Consider the following 22127-nt stretch of genomic DNA (forward strand, 5'->3'; position numbering starts at 1 on the left):
CTGGAAGCATTGTCGAGATGTGGCCCTCGCCCAACTCGGAGAGTTTCGCCATGAAAAAAAACATTCCCCCGCATCACCGTCACGGGCGCCTGCTGCTGGGCGCCACAGCCGCCCTCCTGCTGGCCGCTTGCGGTCCCGGCCAGGAAACATCGACACCGCCTGCCGCCATCGCCACGGCCGCGACACAGTTCACTGTCGAGGTGCCCGTCATCCCTCCCGCCGTCGGCGCGCTGGTGGTGCAACCGATGTTCCATGCGGCCCCGGCCCTGCTCGATGCGCCTGACGGGCGCGACAGCGCCAACAGCAGCGGCTCGGCCCACTGGCGGCCGCACTTGCAAAACGTGCCCGGCGCCATGCGGGAAATGACCACGCGCCGCCTGACGGCGCAAAAAATCGCCGCATCGGAACAGGCGGCACAGGATATCGCCCCCTTGCTGGACGGCGGCGCCAGCGACATCGCCGCACCCATGGCCGGCAGCAGCGTGGTGGCGACCTATTCTCCCGCGCAAATCCGCGCCGCCTACGACTTGCCCGCCCTGCCGGCGGCCGGCACGGCGCTGACGCCAGCCCAGGCGGCCCAACTGGGCGCGGGACAGACGATCTACATCGTCGACGCCATGCACAACCCGAACGCGGCGGCCGAACTGGCCATCTTCAACCAGAAATTCGGCTTGCCCGGCTGCACCACCAAGGCTATCGCCACGAATGCCACCCTGCCCCTGCCGCCCGCCCCGGCCAGCGGCTGTGAATTTTCTGTTGTCTACAACACGCCATCGAGCACCATGACGGCCACTGCGCCCGCCTATAACTCGGGCTGGGCCATGGAAATCGCGCTCGACGTGCAGTGGGCGCATGCCACGGCGCCGCTGGCGCGCATCGTGCTGATCGAGGCGCCCGACGCTTCCATCAACAGCCTGCTGGGCGCCGTGCGCCTGGCCAACCTGATGGGGCCTGGCGTCGTGTCGATGAGCTTTGGCGCCGCCGAAGGCAACTGGACAGCTTCCGTCGACAGCGCCTTCACGGGCAAGAACATGAGCTACCTGGCCGCCACGGGCGATTCGGGCAGCGGCGTGTCCTGGCCTTCCGTGTCGTCCAACGTGCTGGCCGTGGGCGGCACCACGCTCAGCTACAGCGGCAGCGGCGTGCGCAGCGAAACGGCCTGGTCCGGCACGGGCGGCGGCATCAGCGCCTATACGGCACTGCCCACCTACCAGACGGCCAGCGTGCCCGGCCTGACCAACTTGCTGCGCCGCAACGTGGCCGACGTGGCCTTCAATGCCGACCCCGCCACGGGCCAGTACACGGCCGTGATAACACCCGGCAGCAGCACCGCCAGCTGGCTCAGCATCGGCGGCACCAGCCTGTCCACGCCGCAATGGGCCGGCCTGGTCGCCATCGCCAACGCCAGCCGCGCGCTGCAGGCGAAGACGGCGCTCGGCTTGCCGCACAGCATCTTGTACGGCCAGATCGCCAGCGTGCCCGGCACCTTTGCCAGCAGCTTTGCCGACATCACGCGCGGCAGCAACGGCACGTGCAGCGTGTGCACGGCCAGGGTCGGCTATGACCCGCTGGGCGGCCTGGGCACGCCGAACGTGAAAAGCCTGCTGGCCGGCCTGTCGGGCACGCAGACCGCACCGGCCGCGCCCGTGGTGGCGCCGGCCAGCATCAGCGGCGCGGCCGGCAAGCCGCTGTCGTTCACCGTCTCGGCCAGCGCTTCGAATCCACTCAGCTACACCATGCTGGGCGCGCCGGCCGGCATGAGCATCGCCGCCACGGGCGTGGTCAGCTGGGCCGCCCCCGTCGCGGGCACGTATGCCGTGACCATGGTGGCCAAGGATACAGTCAGCGGCCTCAGTGGCCAGGGCGTGTACACCATCGTCATTACCCCCGTCGCGCCGCCCGTCGTGGGCGCCGGCGCCATCACGGGCAAGGTTGGCACGGCCCTGGCGTTCAATGTCAGCGTCTCCGCCCCCAATCCCGTCAGCTACACGCTGGGCGGCGCGCCGGCCGGCATGACCATCAGCAGCGCCGGACTGGTGAGCTGGGCCGCGCCCGTGGCCGGCACCTATGCCGTCACCGTGACCGCCACGGACAGCAAGACTGGCCTGAGCGGCAAAGGCATCTATACGGTGGCCATCGCCGCCCCGCTGCCCCCCGTCGTGACCGTGGCCAGCGTGAGCGGCAAGCCGGGCGTGGCCCTGTCGTTCACCGCCACGACGGTGGCGCCCAACCCCGTCACCTACAGCCTGTCGGGCGCGCCATCCGGCATGGCCGTCAGCGCCGCCGGCGTCGTCAGCTGGGCCAGCCCCGTGCTGGGCAGCTACAGCGTGACCATCATCGCCAAAGATACCAGGACGGGCTTGACGGGCCAGGCCGTGGCCACGGTGAAAATCGCCGCCGCCGGTCCCACGATCAGCGCCCCCGCCATGGCGGGCGTGGCCGGCAAGGCCATGAGCGGCAGCATCGTGCTGACGGCGCCCGGCGCGAACGCCCTGTGGATCTCCATCCTCGGTGCACCGCTGGGCATGCAGTTTTCCATGAGCGGCATGACCATCACGGCCCGCTGGCCCCTGCCGGTGACGGGCAGCTATACGCTGAAAGTCGTGGCAGTGGACAGTAACGGCTTGACGGCGCAGCTCAACGTACCCATCACCGTCACGGCAAGATAAGCGAACGCGGCCCGCCAACGGGGCGCACCGGGACACCTGTCCTGGCGCGCCCCGTTCTGCATACGCGCGGCCGTTGCAGAAAATCCGGAAAAGGAGTATAAATAGTCCACATACAGAGTTTTAACGAAGGACATGCCATGAATCTCGCCTACGCCTACCCCAAGAGCCGCTTCGAACCGGCCGTGCTCGTCGACCTGAATGCCAAAGCCGAGCGCGAGCGCTTGTCGCAGGCGGCATTGAAGGGTTTTTTCAAGCTGGCCGCCGCCTGGAAACTGCGCGACGACGATGCGCGCGAATTGCTGGGCGGCCTGTCCAGCAGCGCCTATTACGAGTGGAAGAAGCACCCGGACCGCGTGCTGGAAGTGGACCGCATCACGCGCATTTCCTACTTGTTGGGCATCTACAAGGCCTTGCACATCCTGTATGGCGACAAGCTGGCCGACGAATGGGTGAGTTTGCCCAACAAGAATCCCGTGTTTGGCGGCCGCACGCCCCTGTCGCAGATGCTGGCCGGCGGCTTGCTGGCCATGCAGACGGTGCGCAAGCTGCTCGATGCGCGCCGCGGAGGGTTGTAATGGTGGCGACAGTCCCGCATACACAGCTGCCGCCGCTGGCCCCCTTGCGCCAGATCGACACTTGCCGCCTGATTCCCTCGCGCTTCGCCGACATGGAAGACTCCGTGCTGGCGCCCCTGGCCGAGGACGACGAGCACCTGCGCGAGCTGTTCGAACTCGATAACGCGACGAATGCGCGCCTGGTGGCCGAGTACGGCGGCGCGCCAGGAATTGGCGTGGACGAGCTGGTTTTTGGCGTGCCGCACTTTCGCATCATCAACGCCGCCTACACCTATGCCCGGCCGGAAGGGGCGCGTTTCAACGATGGCGAACGGGGCGCCTGGTATTGTGCCTTCGACATGAAAACGGCGCTGGCCGAGATTATTTTCCACAAGACCGTGGAATACCAGGAAATCGACTATTTCGACGACAGCGTCAATTACCAGTCGCTGCTGGCCGATTTTTCCGCCAGCTTCCACGACTTGCGCGGCCAGGAGCGCTATGCGGCCTGCCTCGATCCGGCCAGCTACATCGCTTCGCAAGACCTGGCCGCCATCCTGCTCGAAGCCGGCTCCATGGGCGTCATCTTCCCCAGCACCCGGCTGGCGGGCGGCACCAACCTGGCCTGCTTCCGCCCTGCCCTCGTGGGCAATGTTCGCAAAGGCGCCGCCTATCGTTTAACATGGCGGGGTACGCCGACGCCGCAGGTGGAAGCCTTGTAAGGCAACGCAAGCGCGCAACGGCACCCGACTCACCGCAACCTGATATTTCGCATGCAAACCAATCCTGAAAAAGACACCGAACTGCGCCTCAAAGTGAACAGCGAAACGGCCCGCCTGGCCTGGAGCGAGCTGGAAAAGCATTTCGCCCAGGGCAACGTCGTCTGGGTCGCCAATGAGCTGGATCTGGTCGAAGTGGCCGTGCGCATCTCGCACGACGACAAGGCCACCATCACGCAATGGATGGCCGATGGCAAGGTCGCCAAGGTGTCGGACCAGCAGGCGCTGGACTGGCAGGCCGCCGACGCCGCGCTGTGGGCCGTTGTCGTCAGCCCCTTCATTCTGGTGCAGCAGGAAAAGCCGACCAGACATTGATGCTTGCACGCTGCGCTCGACGTAGGGAAAATGCGCAGTCAACTAAATTTGGCACTTAATTTAGTCATCCGATGCTATCATCGGTCTGCCTACTTATGGAGGGCGGCATGAACTTTATCAATATTCAACCAATTAGCTACTTGAAGACGAACACCAGCGACGTGGTCAAACAGGTGCTTGAGACGCATGACCCGGTAGCCATCACGGTGAACGGCAGAGTTCAGGCCATTGTTCAAGACCCTGTCAGCTATCAAAAGACTCAAGATCAGCTTGCCATGCTCCGCATCCTTGCTCTCGGCCGTAAGCAGATTGAGGAAGGTAAAATCATTGCTCATGATGACGTTGCGGCCCTTCTGGAAGCTGAAGACGGCGACAATTGATTACACAAATGAAAATCATTTGGACACAGTACGCCTTGAACGATTTGCAAGACATTCGCTCCTATCTGAAGCAGAACGAATCCCTTGCTTTTACCAGGAAGGTGACGCAGGAGATTCTGGCTGAAGTCAATTCTCTCAAAGACTGGAACATGAAAGGTACCTTTGTTCCTGAGCTTGACGACCTTCATTTGACGACTCACCGCCAACTGTTGGCCGGCCAGAATCGCATCATCATCGAGTATGGACATAACGATATCGTTTATATTCATATGATTGCCCATACCAGCCGTGACCTGGAAGCATTGATACGCCGTCGCCTGCTCACTGCGTAATGCGGAGGATGTGACAATGCGCAGCAAGCGCATTGTCAGCGCACTCTCAACTTGCCTCAGTGCCCTCCCCCCAGATACGCCGCGATCACCTTCGGATCGGTTTTGAGACTCTCGGCCGGCCCATGCACGGAAATGCTGCCGTTTTCCAGCACGTAGCCGTAATCGGCCACGTTCAGGGCGGCGGCGGCGAATTGCTCGACCAGCAGCATGGTCACGCCTTCCGCCTTCAAGCGCGTGATGATGCGAAAGACTTCTTCCACCAAAATCGGCGCCAGGCCCATCGATGGCTCGTCCAGCAGGATCACTTCCGGGTTCAGCATCACGGCGCGGGCCATGGCCAGCATCTGCTGTTCGCCGCCAGACAAGGTGCCAGCCAGCTGGTCGCGCCGCTCCTTCAGGCGGGGGAACAGTTCCAGCGCCTTGTCCAGGTCGCCCTTGATGTCGCCTTTCGGGCGCGAGCGCGTAAAGCGGGGGAAAGCGCCCAGCAGCAGGTTGTCCGTCACCGACATGGAAGCGAACACGCGCCGGCCTTCCGGCGAATGGGCCAGTCCGGCACGGGCGATGCGGTGAGAATCGAGGCCCGTGACATCCTTGCCGCCCAGGGTGACGGTGCCGGATTTCGGTTTCAGCATGCCGGAAATGGCGCGCATGGTGGTGGTCTTGCCGGCCCCGTTCGAGCCGATCAGGGTCACCAGCTTGCCCTTCGGGACGTCGAGCGAAATGCCGTGCAGGACTTCGACTTTGCCGTAGGCGGCGTGCAGATTGTTAATGGTCAGCATGGTCTTCCTCTCAGTGCGCCGCTGGCGCCAGGGTTTCGGCGCTGCCGCCCAAATAGGCTTCGATCACTTTCGGATCGCTCTGGACAAGCGCGGGCGCGCCTTCGGCGATCTTCTGGCCGAAGTCCAGCACCGTCACCACGTCCGACAGGGCCATCACCACGTCCATGTGGTGCTCGATCAGGATGATGGTGATGCCGTGCTCGCGGATCTTGCGGATGATGGCCATCAGCTCCTTGATGTCGGGCGCCGTCAGGCCCGCCGCCGGCTCGTCGAGCAGCAGCAGACGCGGGTTCAGGCCCAGCGCGCGGCCGATTTCCAGCAGCCGCTGCTTGCCATACGGCAGATTGCGCGCCTCCTCGTTGGCCAGGTCCGCCAGGCCCACGAACTCGAGGATGCTGGCGGCCCGCTCGCGCGCGGCTGTCTCTTCGCGCTTGTAGCGGGGCGTATGCAGCATCACGTCCAGCACGTTCGATTTGAACGTATTGTGCAAGCCCACCAGCACGTTCTCGGTGGCCGTCATCTCGCCGAACAGCTGCACGTTCTGGAAGGTGCGCGCCACGCCGCCCAGCGCGATCTCGGACGGCGTGCGGCCGGAGATCACGGCGCCGGCAAATTCCACCCTGCCCGCCGTCGGCTTGTAGATCCCCGTCAGCACGTTCATCATCGTGCTCTTGCCCGAGCCGTTCGGCCCGATCAAGCCGTGCACGGAACCCTGCGTGACGTTCAAGTCCACCTGGTTCAGCGCTTTCAGGCCGCCGAACTGCATCAGGGCCTGGTCCACGCGCAGCAGGGTCGCGCCCTGTTGGCCGCCCTGGGCGTGGTCAAACGGCGCCACGCCGTGCGAAGCGACGGCTTGCACATGGCGCCGGCCCTTGCCGATAAAGCTCATCAGGAAGCCGACGATGCCGTCCTGCAGGTAGTACACGACAAATAAGGTCATCAGGCCGAAGATGGTCAAACGCCAGTCGACCATGTTTTCCAGCTTGTACGAATACGCGGCCAGGCCGATGGTGGCCACCAGGGGCACGAGCACGCCGCGCACGGTGGAACGCTTCTTCGCCAGCATGAAGGCGGAACCGATCACGCCCAGCACGGCGGCGGCCACGGCGATCTTGCGGAACAGTTCGATGTCCGACAGCAGGCTGGGCAGCATGACGACGATCAGCGCACCGATCAGCGCGCCCGAGCGCGTCTTGCGCCCGCCCATGATGACGGCCAGCAGGAACAAAATCGTCAGCTCGAAGTTGTAGGTATTGGGCGAGATGTATTCTTCCGAATACGCGTACAGGCTGCCGGCCAGGCCAGCGAAACCGGCGCTGATGACGAAGGCATACACCTTGTAGCGGTACACGGAGACGCCCATGCAGTCCGAGGCGATGGGGCTGTCGCGCAAGGCTTCGAACGCGCGGCCCAGGTTCGATTTCAGGATGCGGTGCACCACCACCAGCGAGATCACCAGCAGCGCGGCGACCATGTAGTAGTACTCCACTTCCGTCAGTTTGTGGCCGAACAGGATGGGCTTGTGGATCTTGATGCCCATCGGCCCTTCCGTCAGGAAGCTCATTTCATTGATCAGGATTTGCACGATGGTGCCGAAGGCCAGAGTCACCATCGCCAGGTAGGGCCCCGTCACGCGCAGGGCCGGCAAGGCCAGGATGGCGCCAAACACGGCCGCGCCAAGGATGCTGGCGGGGATGGCCAGCCAGAACGACACGCCCAGCTTGAACACCAGCACGCCCGTGACGTACGAACCGATGCCGAACAGGCCCGCATGGCCCAGCGACACCTGCCCCGTGTAGCCGACGACGATATCGAGGCCGAACAGCAGGATGGCGTAGATCAGAATGGTCTCGGCCAGGTGGATATAGTAGGGATTCGGGATGACGATGGGGAATAGCGCGAGCACGGCCAGGCCCGCCGCGCTCAATGCCAGCATGGTGATTTTCTTGTTCATGTCGTCCTCAGACTTTCTTGATCGCGGCTTTGCCGAACAGGCCGGACGGCTTGATGGCCAGTACCAGCAGCAGGAGCAGCAGGCCGGGCACTTCCTTGTAGCCGGTGGAGATGTAATAGCCGGTGGTGGTCTCGGCAATGCCCAGTATCAGCCCGCCGACGATGGCGCCCACGCCCGACGTCAAGCCGCCGATGATGGCCACGGCAAAGGCTTTCAAGCCCAGCGACGCGCCCATGGTGGCCCCCGTCAGTGTCAGCGGCGCCACCAGCACGCCGGCAAAGGCGGCCGTGGCCGACGACAGCGCGTAGGAAAACGTGATGACCATGCCCGTGTTGATGCCCATCAGGCCGGCCGCGTCGCGGTCGTTGGCCGTCGCCACGACGGCCTTGCCGTAGATCGATTTACGGTTGAACACTTCGACGGCCAGCATGATCGCCAGCGCGCCGACGATGACGGCCACCTGCATCTGCTGCACGTTGGCGCCAAACACCTGGAACGGCGCGGCCGACAGCGGCGACGGGAACATCAGGTCATCCTTGCCCCAGATATTTTCCGCCACGTTCTTGAAGATGATGGCCAGCGCGATGGTCGACATGATCCAGCCGAATTCGGACTTGATCTTGATGGCGGGCCGCACACCTATCCATTCGACAAACACGCCCTGCAAGGCGCCGAAGACGATGACGATGGGGATCATCAACAGATAGCTCATGTAAGGGCCGCCGTGGATGGTGCCCACCAGGGAGAGGCCCACGAGCGCGCCCAGCATCAGGGATTCGCCCTGGCCGAAATTGAGGGTGCCGGAAGTGGCAAAAGTCAGCTGGTAGCCGAAGGCGATGACGGCATAGATCATGCCCAGCGCGATGCCGCTGAAGACGAGCTGTAGGAAGATTTCCATGGTATTCCCCGGAAGACGAAAGATGAAAAAATGGCCAGTCCTGATTCCTCAAGGCTGGCCACTGCGCGGCGAATGTCTGCCAGGCTTATTTCGCGAGGACGACTTTGCCGTCCTTGACTTCACCGAAGACTGTCAGGTCGGCCGTGATCGCCTCATGGTTGGTTTTGCTGAACGGCTTGTTGTAGGTGGTGACGGCGCCTTCCACTTTTTCATTCAGGTTTTCCAGCGCGGCGCGTACTTTCGGACCATCCGTGCCGCCTGCCTGCTTGAAGGCCGCGGCCAGCAGGTAGATGGAATCGTAGCCTTGCGCGGCCGAGACAGCCGACGGCATGCGTCCGCCCGATGGCTTGTAGGCGGCCACGTAAGCGTCGATGAAGGCCTTGCGCTTCGGCGTGCTGGCATCCTGGATGAAGGTTTGCGGCATGCGCGTGCCATTGCCGTTCTTGCCCGCGTTGTCGATGAAGTTGCCCATGGCCAGGGTCCAGCTGCCGATCAGCGGCACTTTCCAGCCCAGTTTTTCCATGCCGTTGGCGATCTGCGCCAGTTCCGGACCGATGCCGTAGGTCAGCACGACTTCCGCGCCCGCCTGCTTGGCTTTCAGCAGCTGGGCCGTCATGTCGACGTCCTTGATGTTGTATTTTTCCACAACGACGGGCTTGATACCCTTCTTGTCGAGTGCCTTTTCCAGGTCTTCGCGGCCCAGCTGGCCATAATTGGTGGAGTCGGCCAGGATCGCCACTTTCTTGAACTTGCGGTTCTCGACCGCCTCATGCACGATCATGCCGGACTGGATGGTGTCATTGGCCGCATTGCGGAAAATGTAGTTTTCCGGCTGGTCGGCGAACTGTTTGGTGACGATGGAGCCCGTCGCCACATTGTTCATGACGGGAATTTTCGCTTCCTGATAGAAGCGCTGCGAAGCCAGGGCCACGCCCGTGTTGATGTAGCCGACGGTGGCGGCGACCTTTTCCTTGTTGATGAGCTCTTGCGCGATCTGCACGCCGCGTTCATTCTTCGCTTCGTCATCGCGCTCGATCAGCAGCAGGGAACGGCCCAGTACACCGCCCTTGGCATTGATTTCAGCAACAGCCAGCTTGACGCCGTCGCGCATCGACACGCCCATCGGCGCGGAACCGCCCGTAAACGGACCGGACACGCCGATCTTGATGGGGTCGGCTGCGACTGCCGCCTGCGAGAAACCCAAAACCAAACTTGCCACGAGCAATTTCTGTTTCAAATTCATTGTCATCTCCTCTGATACAACGTTTTTAATGCCACTTATTTTTATAGTCGTACGCTGGATAACCGCCCCATCGATAAATCATTGTAGGTGAGTAAACATGCACCAGCAACAACTACATATGACGCGTCGCAACATGCGGAAAAGCCGCAATTGCAGGCCTGTTGTCAGTCTTTTGTAAGGAAAATATGACGCAAATTGGCGCACCTTGCGCCATCGGGCAACAGTCCTGTGGCAAAACGCGACAGGCAAGCAGACGAGCCCGGCGATTCCTCTGGCCGCTGATCTGGCGCAATACTGCTACGCCTCAGAATGCTAACGTCGGCCATGCCAGCGCGTGCGCGCCGGTCCAACCAGCCACTGCTACCGCATGGAGGCCATATGCCGCGCCCGTCGAACTCGTCCATTTCCCCCCCGCTACTTGGCATCATCGCCAGCCTGCTGCTGGGCGGCTGCGCCACCGACCTGGCGCCCGTGCGCACCTTCGCCGAACAGACGCAAAAGATGTCGCTGCACTTCGAACCCATGCTGGCGGGCGGCGTCCACAGCTGCATGGACAAGGGCATGCGCAAGCGCCTGATCCTGGCAGAACGTTTCGATGCGCAAGCCAGCGAACAGGCGGCGCGCGCCGATTGCGCCGCCATCGCACAAGCCACAGCGTCGGTCGCCAGCCTGAACGACCTCCTGCTGCGCTATGCCCACACCCTGGCGGCGCTGGCCGATGACAAGCTGCACATCTACCAGGAAGAGCTTGGCGGACTCGGCGATGCGCTGAGCGGCCTAGAGCAGCCGGGCGGCGGTGCACCCCTGCTCGATGCGGAAAAGCTGTCGAAAGTCGTCAAATTGAGCCAGCACCTGAGCCGCCTGGCCACGCAGCGCCTGCAGAAATCGGCCTTGCGCGAATTGCTCGACGAGCAGGAGGCCGTCGATATCGTCAGCAATGCGCTCAAGGAATATGCCCAGCGCAGCTACCGCGCAAGCTTGCAGGATGAATTGCGCGACCTGGCCCTGCTGCGCGGCGCCGTCGATAACGCCGCGCCGCGCGAACCGCTGGCCGCCAACTACATCCGCACGCGCTTGCATCTGGAAGGCCGGCAATTGCAGGAAAGGGAAAAGATCGTCGCCGCGTATGTCGCCGCCGTCGACGCGCTGCAAGCCAGCGTGGCCGCGCTGCGGGCCAATCTCGACCGCCTGCAGGCGCCCGAACTGGAACGGCAGCTGGCGCAGTTTTCACGCGACGTCGAAGCGCTGCAGCGGCAAGCGGCGTTCTATGCCCCCGCCCGCTGGTAAGCGGCGCGCACACAGGAGTATCCCATGGCCCAACTGACCGAACTGACGAAAGACCAAAGCTACGCCATCGCCGACAGCCTGGCGCAAGCGTCAAGCCTGGTACTGGAATTGCGCATCCGCGAACGCGAGGCACTGGCGCCGGACGAGCGGGCGCTGCTGGAACAATATGAAAACCACCTGGACCAGATGGTGGCCTTGTTTCGCGCGTATGGCATTTATCTGACGGCCGAAGGCGCGGAGCAGGCGCGCGGCGATATCGAGGGCGCCATCGCCAAGGGCAAGTCACAGCTCAAGCGCATCGCCGACGTAAAGGCCGCCATAGTCGCCGCGGCCAGGCTGGTCGACCTGGGCGCAGCCATCCTGTCGCGCGACCCGTTCGCCATCGGCGAGGCAGCGGCCAGTCTGCGGGCCAAGCCTAAAAAAGACAGTCAGGCTTGACCCGGCCGGCTGGCAAGCGGCTTACTCGATGCTGAGCATGCCCTGGTCGGAACTCAGGTGCGTGCCCGGCCCTGGCACCACCTCGACCAGACTGCGGGCGTAAGCGTCGCCCGCCAGCGCCGACGTCAGCGCATAATGGACGCCCGGTTTCAGGCCCGTGGCCAGGATGGCGCCGGCGGCCAGCGGCGAGGTCCATTCCATGCGGGCGGCCGGTGCCACGTCGCGGTTGAACAGCACATGCAGCTGACTGCCCATCAACAGCGCCTCGGTATTGCCCGCGGCCGCCAGGCGGCGCGTATCGGGTGGCTGGGCCGTGCCCGTGGCGCCGTCGTTATTGGCGACAAACAGCGTGTGCAGGAAATATTCGGGAGCATTCACGGCGGGGGCGCTAGCCGATGTGACTTCCAGACGCCAGGTGCCCACATCCTCATTGGTGGTTTTTTGTTCGCTCTTTTGCGGCGGATGATTGAACCACAGATCACTGCCGTCGGCCTGGCGGCGGCGCACCATAAAGCGGCAGTCGCCGCTGCTGGCCACCTGCTCATTCGCAGTGACCGCACTCATCTGCCTGCACACGGTGCCGTCATGATCAAGGCCGCCAACTTTATGCACGACAGCATTTTCCGGCAACACGGTTTGCACGATCAGCATACCCCCGCCGTTGCGCACGGTGGCGATGCGCCGCTGCCCTGCGCTGTAGCCCAGTTTGTAGCGGCCATCTCCAAAATTACTGGTATTGGTAGTATTGGCAGCAGGATCGTGCGCCGTATGTAACAAGAATGTAGCCGGCAAGCCACGTTTGCTTCGCACGCTATCAAAGATCACCGTCACCGGCTTGGGCCAGAATGCCGGCTGGCGCAGGAACAGTATTTGGCGCACGAAACCGTTATTCCGGTCTAGCCGCGTTGCTGAATAGGCCTTGCTGGCATTGCCGCTGGCATAGGTATATTCAGGCGTATTTTCATAGCGCACGATGCCATCGAGCGCATTCACGCCACCGGGCTGAATTTCGTCTATCGTCGGATAGTTCTGTTGCAGCGCTTGCATCCACTGTCCGCCATCGCGGCTCAAGCCGCTCACCCCATTCATGAGACGTTCCGTCTGATCGTCCACCGTATCGTAGACCGTGATCGTGTTATGCGCCACACTGCGCGTGTAGTAATTCCACCAGTGCACGCTTTCATAGCTATCGTACAAGCCAGTATCAAGCAGCAATGGCGCCTTGTAATACAGCGCAAAACTATTCTGATCGGCGTGCTGGTGATTCTGTGCCGCGAACGAGGAGGACTTGAAGTCCAGTAACGTGGCATTCGCATAATCCCATGTGTCGCGCATCACGACCTGACCCGACACGCGGAAATGACGCGCCAGGGGCAGGCTTGATATCGGCACGGCCGCCACTTCCTTCGGCCAGAACAAACGCTCCATGATCTCGTCTTTCTTGTAAGCACGCCTATTTACCTGCTCGCGGTAAAAAGACCAGGCCACGCCGTCGTCGCCCACACTGGCCACGCCGCGCGACAATTGTCCGAGCAGTGGATTACTTACAAGCAAATCATAATTGTCGCCGCTGGCAGGGAACAGGCCATCGCTGCGCAAGCCATAGATATAGGGATACAACAGTTGATCCTGCCAATCGGCCTGCAGCAGCGGCGTGCCATCCCTGTTGTCGAGCGCCGTGCGCCACAGCAGCAAGCGCTCCGGGATGCTCGACACGCCATAGGCGAAGCCCATCTGATGGCCGCCATCGGCCGAAATGGCGGCGCGCGCTGCCATGAAGCCCTTGTCGAAATGCGCATACGCCGTTTCGATCATCGGCACGACTTCGGGATGCTCTTCCGCGATCGCCAGCAAGCCCAGTGCCATGTTCGTCACGGCGCTGAAGGCGTGGCCGCTGACGTAGTAAGTGGCAATCGAGGGAGATGCAGCAGGGCGGTTCCAATGTTCGTACACGGGTTTCTGCTCGCAATCGAAAACCGTACTCGTATCGCGCAAGTGCTGCTTGCCGCACATGGACGCCACCAGATGGTCACCCGCGATTGGCGTATTTTCGGCGGCAATCGTGTCCTTGATCCTCTGCGCCAGGGCGGACCGGTAAGACCCGCCCCCCAGTGCGGCAGGCACATTCTCGCTGCCCATCAGGTCAAACAGCCAGTCATACACGAGGCCCATGGCGGCCACCCGCCCCCCCATCGACCATTCGTTACCGGCGGGAAGCGGGCTCGCCAGCAACATGTCGACATACGTCAGCAGGCCTTGCTTGTATTTATCCTGCTCCGTCAGCAACCATGCCATGGACAGCAATTGCGCGCTTTCATAAATCGTTCCGCGATGCCCGGTAGCGACCTTGCACGCTTTCGGGAAGTCGGACGACGTGGGCGCGATCGTGGCACAGCTGCGGATTTCCGCCAGGCGCATGTCGGCTGTGGAACGATAATCTGTCCAGACCTTTTTCAGACCGGTATCGAGCGACGCATACTGCATTAATTCCTGTCCCTGCCCGTCGCGCAAGATGAAATTACTCATGACCTCATTGCGCCGCGCACCGACATCGAATATCTGTTCATTTGCGGTCCAGTCGGTGAACGGCGCCGTAGCCGCCCCCCAGAATGCGCGTACAGGGACACCATTGACTCTGATATCGATCGTATGCTGCTGGGCGTCCCACGCCACCTTGATCTCGGCCAATGCGTCCGCCTTCAGATGAACGATGGTCAACGACATCATTGCCGCGGTGGTCGCCGCAGGTGTCAGCTTGCCGATAAAGACAATTTGCAGGCCGATCGTCCCAGGCGTATCCAAGGTGTCCGCATGACGGATGAGGATAGTGTTATTCGTGCCGCTGTACTGTCCAAAAATGGCTTGGTTCTCGCCATCCTGACTATCCTTGTGCTTTGCCAGCAAACTGAATTGTATGCTGCCTTTGACTGCGGGAAATTTAGCGGATGGATAGTACGGTAATTGCCGTTTCAGTCCGTCGATGCTCTCCTGCGCCAGAAACAGCCTGGGATGCCCGGATTTGAGTGGCGCCGGCAGCTGCGCCACGACCGACGACGCCATCGCCGCCAGCAGCAGAGCCAGCCCAACATGCCGCCATTTCTTTGCCAACGCCCCCCGGCTCACGAGGGGGAAAGATTGCCTTGCCTTTGCCTGAAATGCCATGCATTACCTCTATTCCACATGTGAAATTATCAAAAAAATATTAACAGCATATTGCCACGAATATTCCTGAAATAATAATAAATATACAATGCAGAGAAAGAAAATATAAGGAAGGACGCTATTTAAGAAAATTAATATTTCTTGAGAAAAATAAGCAATTCTCCAGCCGCATCATTACGGCTCAGCGGTCCTGTGTCCCATCGCGTGCGTCGCCAACTTCAGGTACAGGAAGGACTGCTCCTCGTTGTGCGCATAACCCATGCGGCCCTCCGCCAGGGCGACGGACTTCTGCTGCAGCGCTTCCGGGTATTCGAGGTCGCAGGCAGCGTCGAGCCAGTAGCGCGCCCTGGCTTCGTCGCTGTCCTGCAGCAGGTTCGCCACGATGAACATGGCCGGCGCCACGCCGCGTTGCGCGGCCAGTTCCAGCCAGCGCAGCGCGGCGGCACTGTCCTGCGGGCCGCCCATACCGTTCTTGTGCATCAAGCCCAGGTAGTATGCGGCAGGCCCGCTGCCCTGCACCGCCGCTTGTTCGAACAGGGCGCGCGCCTGCGGCTGGGTCGCCTCGCCCGCGCGCATCAAGACCTTGGCCTGGGCCGTGGCATCGGGCACCGCGGCTGCCACGGGGGACGCCAGCGCGGCGGCCAGCAGCAAATTTGCCAGCATCATTTCGACAAATTGAGCTGGTACAGCGCAAAGCCCTTGCCCGCACCATCATCAAGCTTCAGCTGCGTGACGTTATCGATGCCCGCCGCTTTCGCCAGCTCGATCACGTTCGGCGCCGAATGGAAGACCACCGGGCCTTGCGTGGCAACCTTGGCAAAACGCCAGCTGCGCGCCGAGCCGTTTTTCGCGCGCGTCAGGTTTTTCTGCTGCGTGACGTAGGCGATCAGCAGTTCGCGGTTGTTGTCGGGCGAGGCCACCACCGTCTTGCTGCCGTCGAGGCCAGGGAAATTGCCGCCGCCGCTGGCGCGGTAGTTATTCGTCGCAATCAAAAATTCCTGGCTGGCTTCCACCGGCTTGCCCTGGTACGTCAGGCCCTGGATGCGACGGCCCGGCGGCTGCGTGACGTCGATCTGGTAGCGTACGTCAGCGCTGGTGATGGCGTCGAAGTTGTAGCTCGGATGGGCCGTGTTGACCAGTTCCTGCGCTTCCAGCTTGTTCGGATCGATGGTATTGAAGCGCTGCGCCGACTGTTCCAGCCAGGCTTTCAGCTCCGCGCCATTCATCTTCACGCCGTACAGCGCGTTCGGATACAAATACAGGTCGGCCGCGTTGTTCAGCGCCACATTGCCCGCCTTGACGTCCGTGTAGTCGGACACGCCGGCCGAGCCGCTCTTGAACGGGGACGACATCGACAGCACCGGCAGGTTGGCATACTGCGGCAAGTTCGCCTTGACGTAGGCGGCCAGATAACCCGCCTGCGCCTGGTTCACCACTTCGATGGCGCTGACGTCGCCCACGTCGGCAAAATACGTCGACATGCGGAAGTCCGTGGCTCCGACGGGCGTCTGCACGTAGGCAATCGTCGCTGCGTGTTCTTCCGCCACCAGCCTGGCGATGGCCGGGTCAGGCTGGACGTAGCTCTTGTCCGCGTTCTGGATGCCGCGCGCTTCCACCGTGGTGGCGCTCTTGTCGACGACCCACTGCTTGCCGTCGTGGCGCAGACGTAAACCGATCACGCCCAGGTGCTTGCCCCACAAATTGGCCATCACGGTGGGCACGCCATTGACCAGGCCCTTGACCTTGTCGACGCCGGGCAGATTGAACTGCGGCACCGTGCTGGCCGCGTTCGGGAACAGCTGGTGCGAGTGGCCGATCAGCATGGCGTCCACGCCCGGCACTTGCGACAGGTAGTAATTGCCGTTTTCCATGGTCGGCGAATACGGGCTGCTATCCAAGCCGCCGTGCGAAATGGCCACTACCAGCTCGGCGCCCTTGGCGCGCATCTCGGGAATGAATTTTTCCGCCGTCTCGCGCACGCCCTGCGTATAGACGCGGCCTTCGAGCCAGCGCTTGTCCCAGGCCATGATGGTGGGCGGCGCAAAACTGATGATGCCGACCTTCACGCTGCTCGTCACGGCCTTGCCATCGGGGCCGGTCGCCGTGATCTGCTTGACGATGATGTGGTACGGCGCAAACAGGGGCTTGCCCGTCTTGACGCTGTAGACGTTGGCCAGCACTTGCGGGAACGCGGGACCGGCACAGCGCGGCTTGCTGGCGTCGACGCTGTCGACGTCGAATTGATTGCCCGTTACCTGGCTCAGGAAGGCCAGGCCGTAGTTGAATTCGTGGTTGCCAATGCCGCCGCCATCGACCTTCAGCAGATTCATGGCCTTGTAGATGGCCAGGGTCTGGTCGCAGGCCAGCGGTTTGACCAATGCCTGGTAGTCGGCCAGAGCCGTGCCCTGGATGGTGTCGCCGTTGTCGAGCAAAAGGTTGTTCGGATACTGCGCGCGCGCCTGGGCGATCAGGGCCGCCGTGCGTTCCAGGCCGATCGACGGTTCCGCCTGCAGCTTGTAATAGTCATAACTGAGCACATTCGCGTGCAAGTCCGTCGTCTCCAGCAGGGCCAGGGTGGCGCTGCTACCCGCGGGCGCGGCGGCCAGCGGCTGGACGGGTCCGTGGGCGGCGGGCGGCAAGGCGCCACAGCCGGCCAGCAGCAGCGGTAACAGGGCGAGACGGGGAGATTGAAGCATGATGTATTCCTGTGGAAAGACAATATCGCCAGCATCATACGCAGCACGGTAGCCATCATCAAGGCAAAAATATTGTCGCAAATACAGCAAAATCGTCATTTTATTGCCCCGTGCGGCATCGATTCGGCGCCGCCGGCATCAGAAACCGGCCGCGCTCGCGTATAATTCAAGGTTTGATTTCACCATAGAAGACCAGAACATTATGGAAGCCGAACGCATCAATATCATCTCCGCCCTGCTCAACGACCTGACGGTCCGCGAAGCCGAACTTCGGAGGTATCTTTGACTTCACTGTCAAGTCGGAGAAACTAGAGCAAGTCAACGAAGAACTGGAAGACCCCACGGTCTGGAACGATCCCAAGCGCGCCCAGGACCTCGGTAAAGAGAAGAAGGCGCTGGAAGCCATCGTCTTCACCCTGGCCAAGGCCGATGCCGACCTGCGCGACACCCGCGACCTGTTCGACATGGCCCGCGAAGAAGGCGACGACGACACGCTCGAAGCGATCGAGCAGGACGTGCAGGAAATCCGCAAGGTCATCGAAAGCATGGAATTCCGCCGGATGTTCAACAATCCGATGGACCCGAACAACTGCTTCATCGACATCCAGGCTGGTGCCGGCGGTACGGAAGCCCAGGACTGGGCTTCGATGCTGCTGCGCCAGTACCTGCGCTATTGCGAACGCAAGGGCTTCAAGGTCGAAATCCTGGAGCAGTCCGACGGCGAGGTCGCAGGCATCAAGACGGCCACCCTGAAGGTCGAGGGCGATCACGCCTATGGTTTCCTGCGCACGGAAACGGGCGTGCACCGCCTGGTGCGCAAGTCGCCATTCGACTCGGCCAACGGACGCCACACCTCGTTTACGTCGCTGTTCGTGTATCCGGAAGTCGACGATTCGATCGAGATCGACGTCAACCCGGCCGATATCCGCGTCGATACCTACCGCGCGTCGGGCGCCGGCGGTCAGCACATCAATAAAACCGACTCCGCCGTCCGCATGACCCATGCGCCGACCGGCATCGTGGTGCAGTGCCAGAACGACCGTTCGCAGCACCGCAACCGCGCCGAAGCGATGGAAATGCTGAAAGCGAAACTGTACGAGCATGAACTGCGCAAGCGCATGAGCGAACAGCAAAAGCTGGAAGATTCGAAAACGGACGTGGGCTGGGGTCACCAGATCCGCTCCTACGTGCTGGACCAGTCCCGCATCAAGGACTTGCGCACCGGTTTCGAGACGGGCAATACCAAGGGCGTGCTCGATGGCGACATCGACGACTTCATTTCCGCCTCGCTCAAGCAAGGCGTATAAGGATGAACGCATCCGCTCCGGCGCAGCGCGCCTTCCTGTTCGACATGGATGGCACGATTGTCGACAACATGGCCTTCCACACGACATCGTGGCTGGCGTTCTTTGAACGCCACGGCCATGCGCTGGACGCGGACGCCTTTTTCCGCGACACGGCAGGACGGCAGGGACACGAAATCATCGCCAAGTACCTGGGCGAGGAAGCCGACCACGTTACCCTGCTGGCTGAAAAGGAAGTCGTCTACCGCGAACTGTATGGCCCGCACCTGGCCACGGTGCTTGGCTTCGACCGGCTGATCGCCAGCGCGCGCCAGGCTGGCGTGGGACTGGTGGTGGGCACGGCCGCGCCGGACGAGAATATCGCGTTCACGCTCGACGGCCTGGACCTGCGCCACCGCTTCGACGCCATCGTCGGCGCCGCCGACGTGGAACGGGGCAAGCCGCACCCGGACGTTTTCCTGAAAGGCGCGCTGCTGGCCGGCGCGCTGCCTGAGAACTGCATCGTCTTCGAGGACGCGCTCCTGGGCGTGGAAGCGGCGCGCCGTGCCGGCATGCGGGTCGTGGTACTCACCACCACCCTGCCAGCCGAAGCGTTTGCCGCCTTCGACAACGTCATTGCCATCGTGCCGGATTTCTCCTCGCTCGACGTCGACGCACTGTTTGCCAGCGTGGCGCCAGCGCTGGCACCACATCATCAATAATCACCAACGAAGAACACCATGACTACGGATATCCAAGAACAAGCCGCCGCCCCCGATGAAAACAAGATCATCGCCGAGCGCCGCGTCAAGCTGGCAGCACTGCGCGAACAAGGCGTCGCCTTCCCGAACGATTTCCGCCCCGAGCACAAGGCGGCCGATCTGCACGCGCAATACGGCAGCAAGACGCGCGAAGAGCTGGAAGCAGAACCCGTCACCGTGGTGCTGGCCGGCCGCATGATGCTCAAGCGCGAAGCGGGCAAGAAAGCCGCTTTCGCCACCCTGCAGGACGCTTCCGGCCCGAAAGCCGACGGCCGCATCCAGATCTACGCTACCTTGGATCTCACCGGCGAAGCTGCCATGGCCGCCCTGCACCACTATGACCTGGGCGATATCCTGGGCGTGACGGGCACGCTGTTCAAGACCAAGACGGACGAACTGACCATCAAGGTCACGGAACTGCGTTTGATCACCAAGTCGCTGCGCCCGCTGCCGGACAAATTCCACGGCCTGGCCGACCAGGAAACGAAGTACCGCCAGCGCTACGTCGACCTGATCATGAACGAAGAGACGCGCCGCACCTTCAAGGCGCGTACCGCCGCCATCTCGTCGATCCGCCGCTTCATGGAAAAGAACGAGTTCATGGAAGTGGAAACGCCGATGCTGCACACGATCCCGGGCGGCGCGGCGGCAAAGCCGTTCATCACGCACCACAATGCGCTGGACATGCAAATGTTCCTGCGCATCGCGCCCGAGCTGTACCTGAAGCGCCTGGTCGTGGGCGGCTTCGACCGCGTGTTCGAGATCAACCGCAACTTCCGCAACGAAGGCGTGTCGATCCGTCACAACCCTGAATTCACGATGATGGAATTCTACGCGGCCTACACCGACTACAAATGGCTGATGGACTTCACGGAAGCCGTCATCCGCCAGGCAGCCATCGACGCGCACGGCACCGCCACCCTGACCTACGGCGGCCGCGAGCTGGACCTGGCCAAGCCGTTCCACCGTCTGACCATCGTCGAAGCGATCAACAAGTATGCTCCAGGCTACACCGCCGAGCAGTTGAACGATGCGGAATTCATCAAGGAAGAACTGAAGAAATTCGGCGTCAAGCCGTTCGCCACGGCCGGCCTGGGCGCGCTGCAACTGGCGCTGTTCGAAGAAACGGCTGAAGCGCAGCTGTGGGAACCAACCTACATCATCGACTACCCGGTCGAAGTGTCGCCACTGGCGCGCGCTTCCGACACGGTGGCCGGCATCACCGAGCGCTTCGAGCTGTTCATGGTGGGCCGCGAAATCGCCAACGGCTTCTCCGAGTTGAACGACGCGGAAGACCAGTCGGCCCGCTTCCTGGCGCAAGTGGCCGCCAAGGACGCCGGCGATGAAGAGGCGATGTTCTACGACGCCGACTACATCCGCGCGCTGGAATACGGCATGCCGCCAGCCGGCGGCTGCGGCATCGGCATCGACCGCCTGATGATGATCATCACGGATTCGCCGAACATCCGCGACGTCTTGCTGTTCCCGCATTTACGCCGCGAAGAATAATCACGGACGCAAGCCGATAAAAAGCCGCCTGATTTTTACGATCAGGCGGCTTTTTTTACGTCTGCCGCCGGCCGTCAGCCGGCCAGGGTCACGCGCTGGTGGCTGCGGCTGGCCTGCTGCGCCGCCAATGCCGTGGCCAGCGCGCGCATGCCGTCGTCGCCGGTGGCGGCAGGCTGCCCTTCGCCGCGCATGGCGCGCTGGAAGGCGCGCACCGAGCGCACGTACAGGTTTTCATGCTCGACGGGGATGTCGACGCTGCCGCCGTCGCGCGTCAGGGTAATGCTGCCGACGGGGCGCTGCGTCATCACGCCTGTGGCGAAGATGGTGCCCTTGCTGCCGATGATTTCCACGCCGGACAGCGAATGCGGCGCGTTGAACGCGTCGTGCACCTGCACCAGGGTGCCGTTGTCGAACTCGATGACAGCCATCAGGCCCTCTTCCAGCCCGGCCACCGTCATGCCGCCGCTGGTGGCGCAGGCCGTCACGTGGCGCGGCTCCGAGTCCAGCAGGAAGCGCAGGGTGTCGACGTCGTGCACGAACATGTCGAGCGTGACGCCGCCCGACTCCGGCGCGTCCAGGCGCCAGCCGCGCAGGTGCTGCGGCAGGTTGTTCGCGTGCAGCACGCGGCAATACAAGGGCTGACCGATCTCGCCCGCGCGTATCAGCTCGCGCACCTTGCCGTGGCTGGCGGCGTTGCGCAGGTGGTGGTTAATCCCCAGCACCACGCCCGCTTCAACGCAGCCGTCCACCATGCGGCGGGCGTCGTCCAGGTTCAGCGCCAGCGGCTTCTCGCACAGCACGTGCTTGCCGGCGCGCGCCGCTTGCAAGGTTTGCGCCATGTGCAACTCGTTGGTGGTGCTGATGTAGACGGCGTCCGCGCCCGGATGGGCCAGCGCCGCATCCAGGTCCGTGTAGCTGGCGCCGATGCCGAACTGCGCGGCAAAGGCGGCGCCGCGCGCGGCGTCCCGGCTGACCACGGCCAGCACTTCGGCATCGTCCTGCTGGCGGATCGCGTCGACCATCCATTCGCGCGCCACGGTGCTGGCTCCCACCAAAATCCATCCGATCTTCTTCATTCGATTCTCCCG

At 62.5% G+C, this 22127-nt stretch carries 19 protein-coding genes; 11 read left to right on the forward strand and 8 right to left on the reverse strand.

The genetic code is table 11. The features are described from left to right. Window positions 1-50 precede the first annotated feature (50 nt). From CSQ91_RS09025 to CSQ91_RS09050, 6 genes are all read left to right on the forward strand, one after another. The gene (locus tag CSQ91_RS09025) at window positions 51-2669 is read left to right on the forward strand and encodes a S53 family peptidase (protein ID WP_099388628.1); all 2619 of its coding nucleotides are present in this window, start codon (window positions 51-53) and stop codon (window positions 2667-2669) included. Between the two features lie 137 nt (window positions 2670-2806). Continuing rightward, window positions 2807-3244, forward strand: coding sequence for an MbcA/ParS/Xre antitoxin family protein (locus CSQ91_RS09030; RefSeq protein ID WP_034755432.1), 438 nt, complete (start codon window positions 2807-2809; stop codon window positions 3242-3244). Further along, entirely contained in the window at window positions 3244-3945 is a 702-nt protein-coding gene (locus tag CSQ91_RS09035; protein ID WP_099388035.1) for an RES family NAD+ phosphorylase, read from the forward strand. The genes CSQ91_RS09030 and CSQ91_RS09035 overlap by 1 nt, the downstream gene beginning before the upstream one ends. Before the next feature lie 51 nt (window positions 3946-3996). Next, window positions 3997-4317: a DUF2288 domain-containing protein gene (locus CSQ91_RS09040; protein WP_070254191.1), complete on the forward strand. Its 321-nt coding sequence runs from the start codon at window positions 3997-3999 to the stop codon at window positions 4315-4317. A gap of 107 nt (window positions 4318-4424) precedes the next feature. Then, window positions 4425-4697 carry a type II toxin-antitoxin system Phd/YefM family antitoxin gene (locus tag CSQ91_RS09045; RefSeq protein WP_099388629.1) on the forward strand — a complete coding sequence of 91 codons (273 nt, stop codon included), beginning with the start codon at window positions 4425-4427 and terminating at the stop codon, window positions 4695-4697. An 8-nt stretch (window positions 4698-4705) separates the two neighbouring features. After that, window positions 4706-5029, forward strand: a complete 324-nt coding sequence (locus tag CSQ91_RS09050) for a type II toxin-antitoxin system RelE/ParE family toxin (RefSeq protein WP_099388036.1) — start codon at window positions 4706-4708, stop codon at window positions 5027-5029. A gap of 56 nt (window positions 5030-5085) precedes the next feature. On the opposite strand, the gene CSQ91_RS09055 is transcribed toward CSQ91_RS09050, so the two are convergent. The 4 genes from CSQ91_RS09055 to CSQ91_RS09070 form a co-directional block, all read right to left on the reverse strand. Beyond that, window positions 5086-5808 (reverse strand): ABC transporter ATP-binding protein, encoded by a 723-nt coding sequence (locus CSQ91_RS09055; RefSeq protein WP_070254189.1) that lies wholly within the window; start codon window positions 5806-5808, stop codon window positions 5086-5088. A gap of 10 nt (window positions 5809-5818) precedes the next feature. Beyond that, entirely contained in the window at window positions 5819-7762 is a 1944-nt protein-coding gene (locus CSQ91_RS09060; protein WP_099388037.1) for a branched-chain amino acid ABC transporter ATP-binding protein/permease, read from the reverse strand. 7 nt (window positions 7763-7769) lie between these two features. Further along, window positions 7770-8660, reverse strand: a complete 891-nt coding sequence (locus CSQ91_RS09065; protein ID WP_034782923.1) for a branched-chain amino acid ABC transporter permease — start codon at window positions 8658-8660, stop codon at window positions 7770-7772. An 85-nt stretch (window positions 8661-8745) separates the two neighbouring features. After that, entirely contained in the window at window positions 8746-9903 is a 1158-nt protein-coding gene (locus CSQ91_RS09070) for an ABC transporter substrate-binding protein (protein WP_070254187.1), read from the reverse strand. A gap of 378 nt (window positions 9904-10281) precedes the next feature. Here CSQ91_RS09070 and CSQ91_RS09075 point away from each other — a divergent pair, with 378 nt between their 5' ends. Further along, on the forward strand, window positions 10282-11190 hold the full coding sequence (locus CSQ91_RS09075) for a hypothetical protein (protein ID WP_099388038.1): 909 nt from the start codon (window positions 10282-10284) through the stop codon (window positions 11188-11190). Between the two features lie 24 nt (window positions 11191-11214). After that, entirely contained in the window at window positions 11215-11628 is a 414-nt protein-coding gene (locus tag CSQ91_RS09080; protein WP_099388039.1) for a hypothetical protein, read from the forward strand. A 21-nt stretch (window positions 11629-11649) separates the two neighbouring features. Here CSQ91_RS09080 and CSQ91_RS09085 read toward each other — a convergent pair whose 3' ends face one another. The 3 genes from CSQ91_RS09085 to CSQ91_RS09095 form a co-directional block, all read right to left on the reverse strand. Next, window positions 11650-14346, reverse strand: coding sequence for a heparinase II/III domain-containing protein (locus CSQ91_RS09085; protein ID WP_180278380.1), 2697 nt, complete (start codon window positions 14344-14346; stop codon window positions 11650-11652). Window positions 14347-14964: 618 nt separating this feature from the next. Next, complete coding sequence (locus CSQ91_RS09090; RefSeq protein ID WP_099388041.1) at window positions 14965-15456, reverse strand: tetratricopeptide repeat protein; 492 nt, start codon at window positions 15454-15456, stop codon at window positions 14965-14967. Further along, complete coding sequence (locus tag CSQ91_RS09095; protein WP_099388630.1) at window positions 15453-17486, reverse strand: bifunctional 2',3'-cyclic-nucleotide 2'-phosphodiesterase/3'-nucleotidase; 2034 nt, start codon at window positions 17484-17486, stop codon at window positions 15453-15455. The genes CSQ91_RS09090 and CSQ91_RS09095 overlap by 4 nt, the downstream gene beginning before the upstream one ends. A 202-nt stretch (window positions 17487-17688) precedes the next feature. Between CSQ91_RS09095 and prfB the strand changes: the two genes are divergently transcribed. The 3 genes from prfB to lysS all read left to right on the forward strand — a co-directional run bounded on the left by prfB (window position 17689) and on the right by lysS (window position 21039). Beyond that, window positions 17689-18793 (forward strand): peptide chain release factor 2 gene (gene prfB / locus CSQ91_RS09105; RefSeq protein ID WP_115057524.1). Its coding sequence is split into 2 segments (ribosomal slippage): window positions 17689-17769 and window positions 17771-18793, totalling 1104 coding nucleotides; the frame shifts between segments, so codons are not numbered across the junction. A gap of 2 nt (window positions 18794-18795) precedes the next feature. Beyond that, complete coding sequence (locus CSQ91_RS09110) at window positions 18796-19491, forward strand: HAD family hydrolase (RefSeq protein ID WP_099388042.1); 696 nt, start codon at window positions 18796-18798, stop codon at window positions 19489-19491. 18 nt (window positions 19492-19509) lie between these two features. Beyond that, a complete protein-coding gene (gene lysS / locus CSQ91_RS09115) occupies window positions 19510-21039 on the forward strand; it encodes a lysine--tRNA ligase (protein ID WP_034782936.1) in 1530 nt (509 codons plus the stop codon). Between the two features lie 74 nt (window positions 21040-21113). Here the strand turns inward: lysS and CSQ91_RS09120 are convergent, their stop codons facing one another. Continuing rightward, window positions 21114-22115: a Gfo/Idh/MocA family protein gene (locus CSQ91_RS09120; protein ID WP_099388043.1), complete on the reverse strand. Its 1002-nt coding sequence runs from the start codon at window positions 22113-22115 to the stop codon at window positions 21114-21116. Window positions 22116-22127 lie beyond the last annotated feature (12 nt).

It is taken from the genome of Janthinobacterium sp. BJB301 (genome assembly GCF_002735685.1).
GTDB lineage: Bacteria > Pseudomonadota > Gammaproteobacteria > Burkholderiales > Burkholderiaceae_D > Janthinobacterium > Janthinobacterium lividum.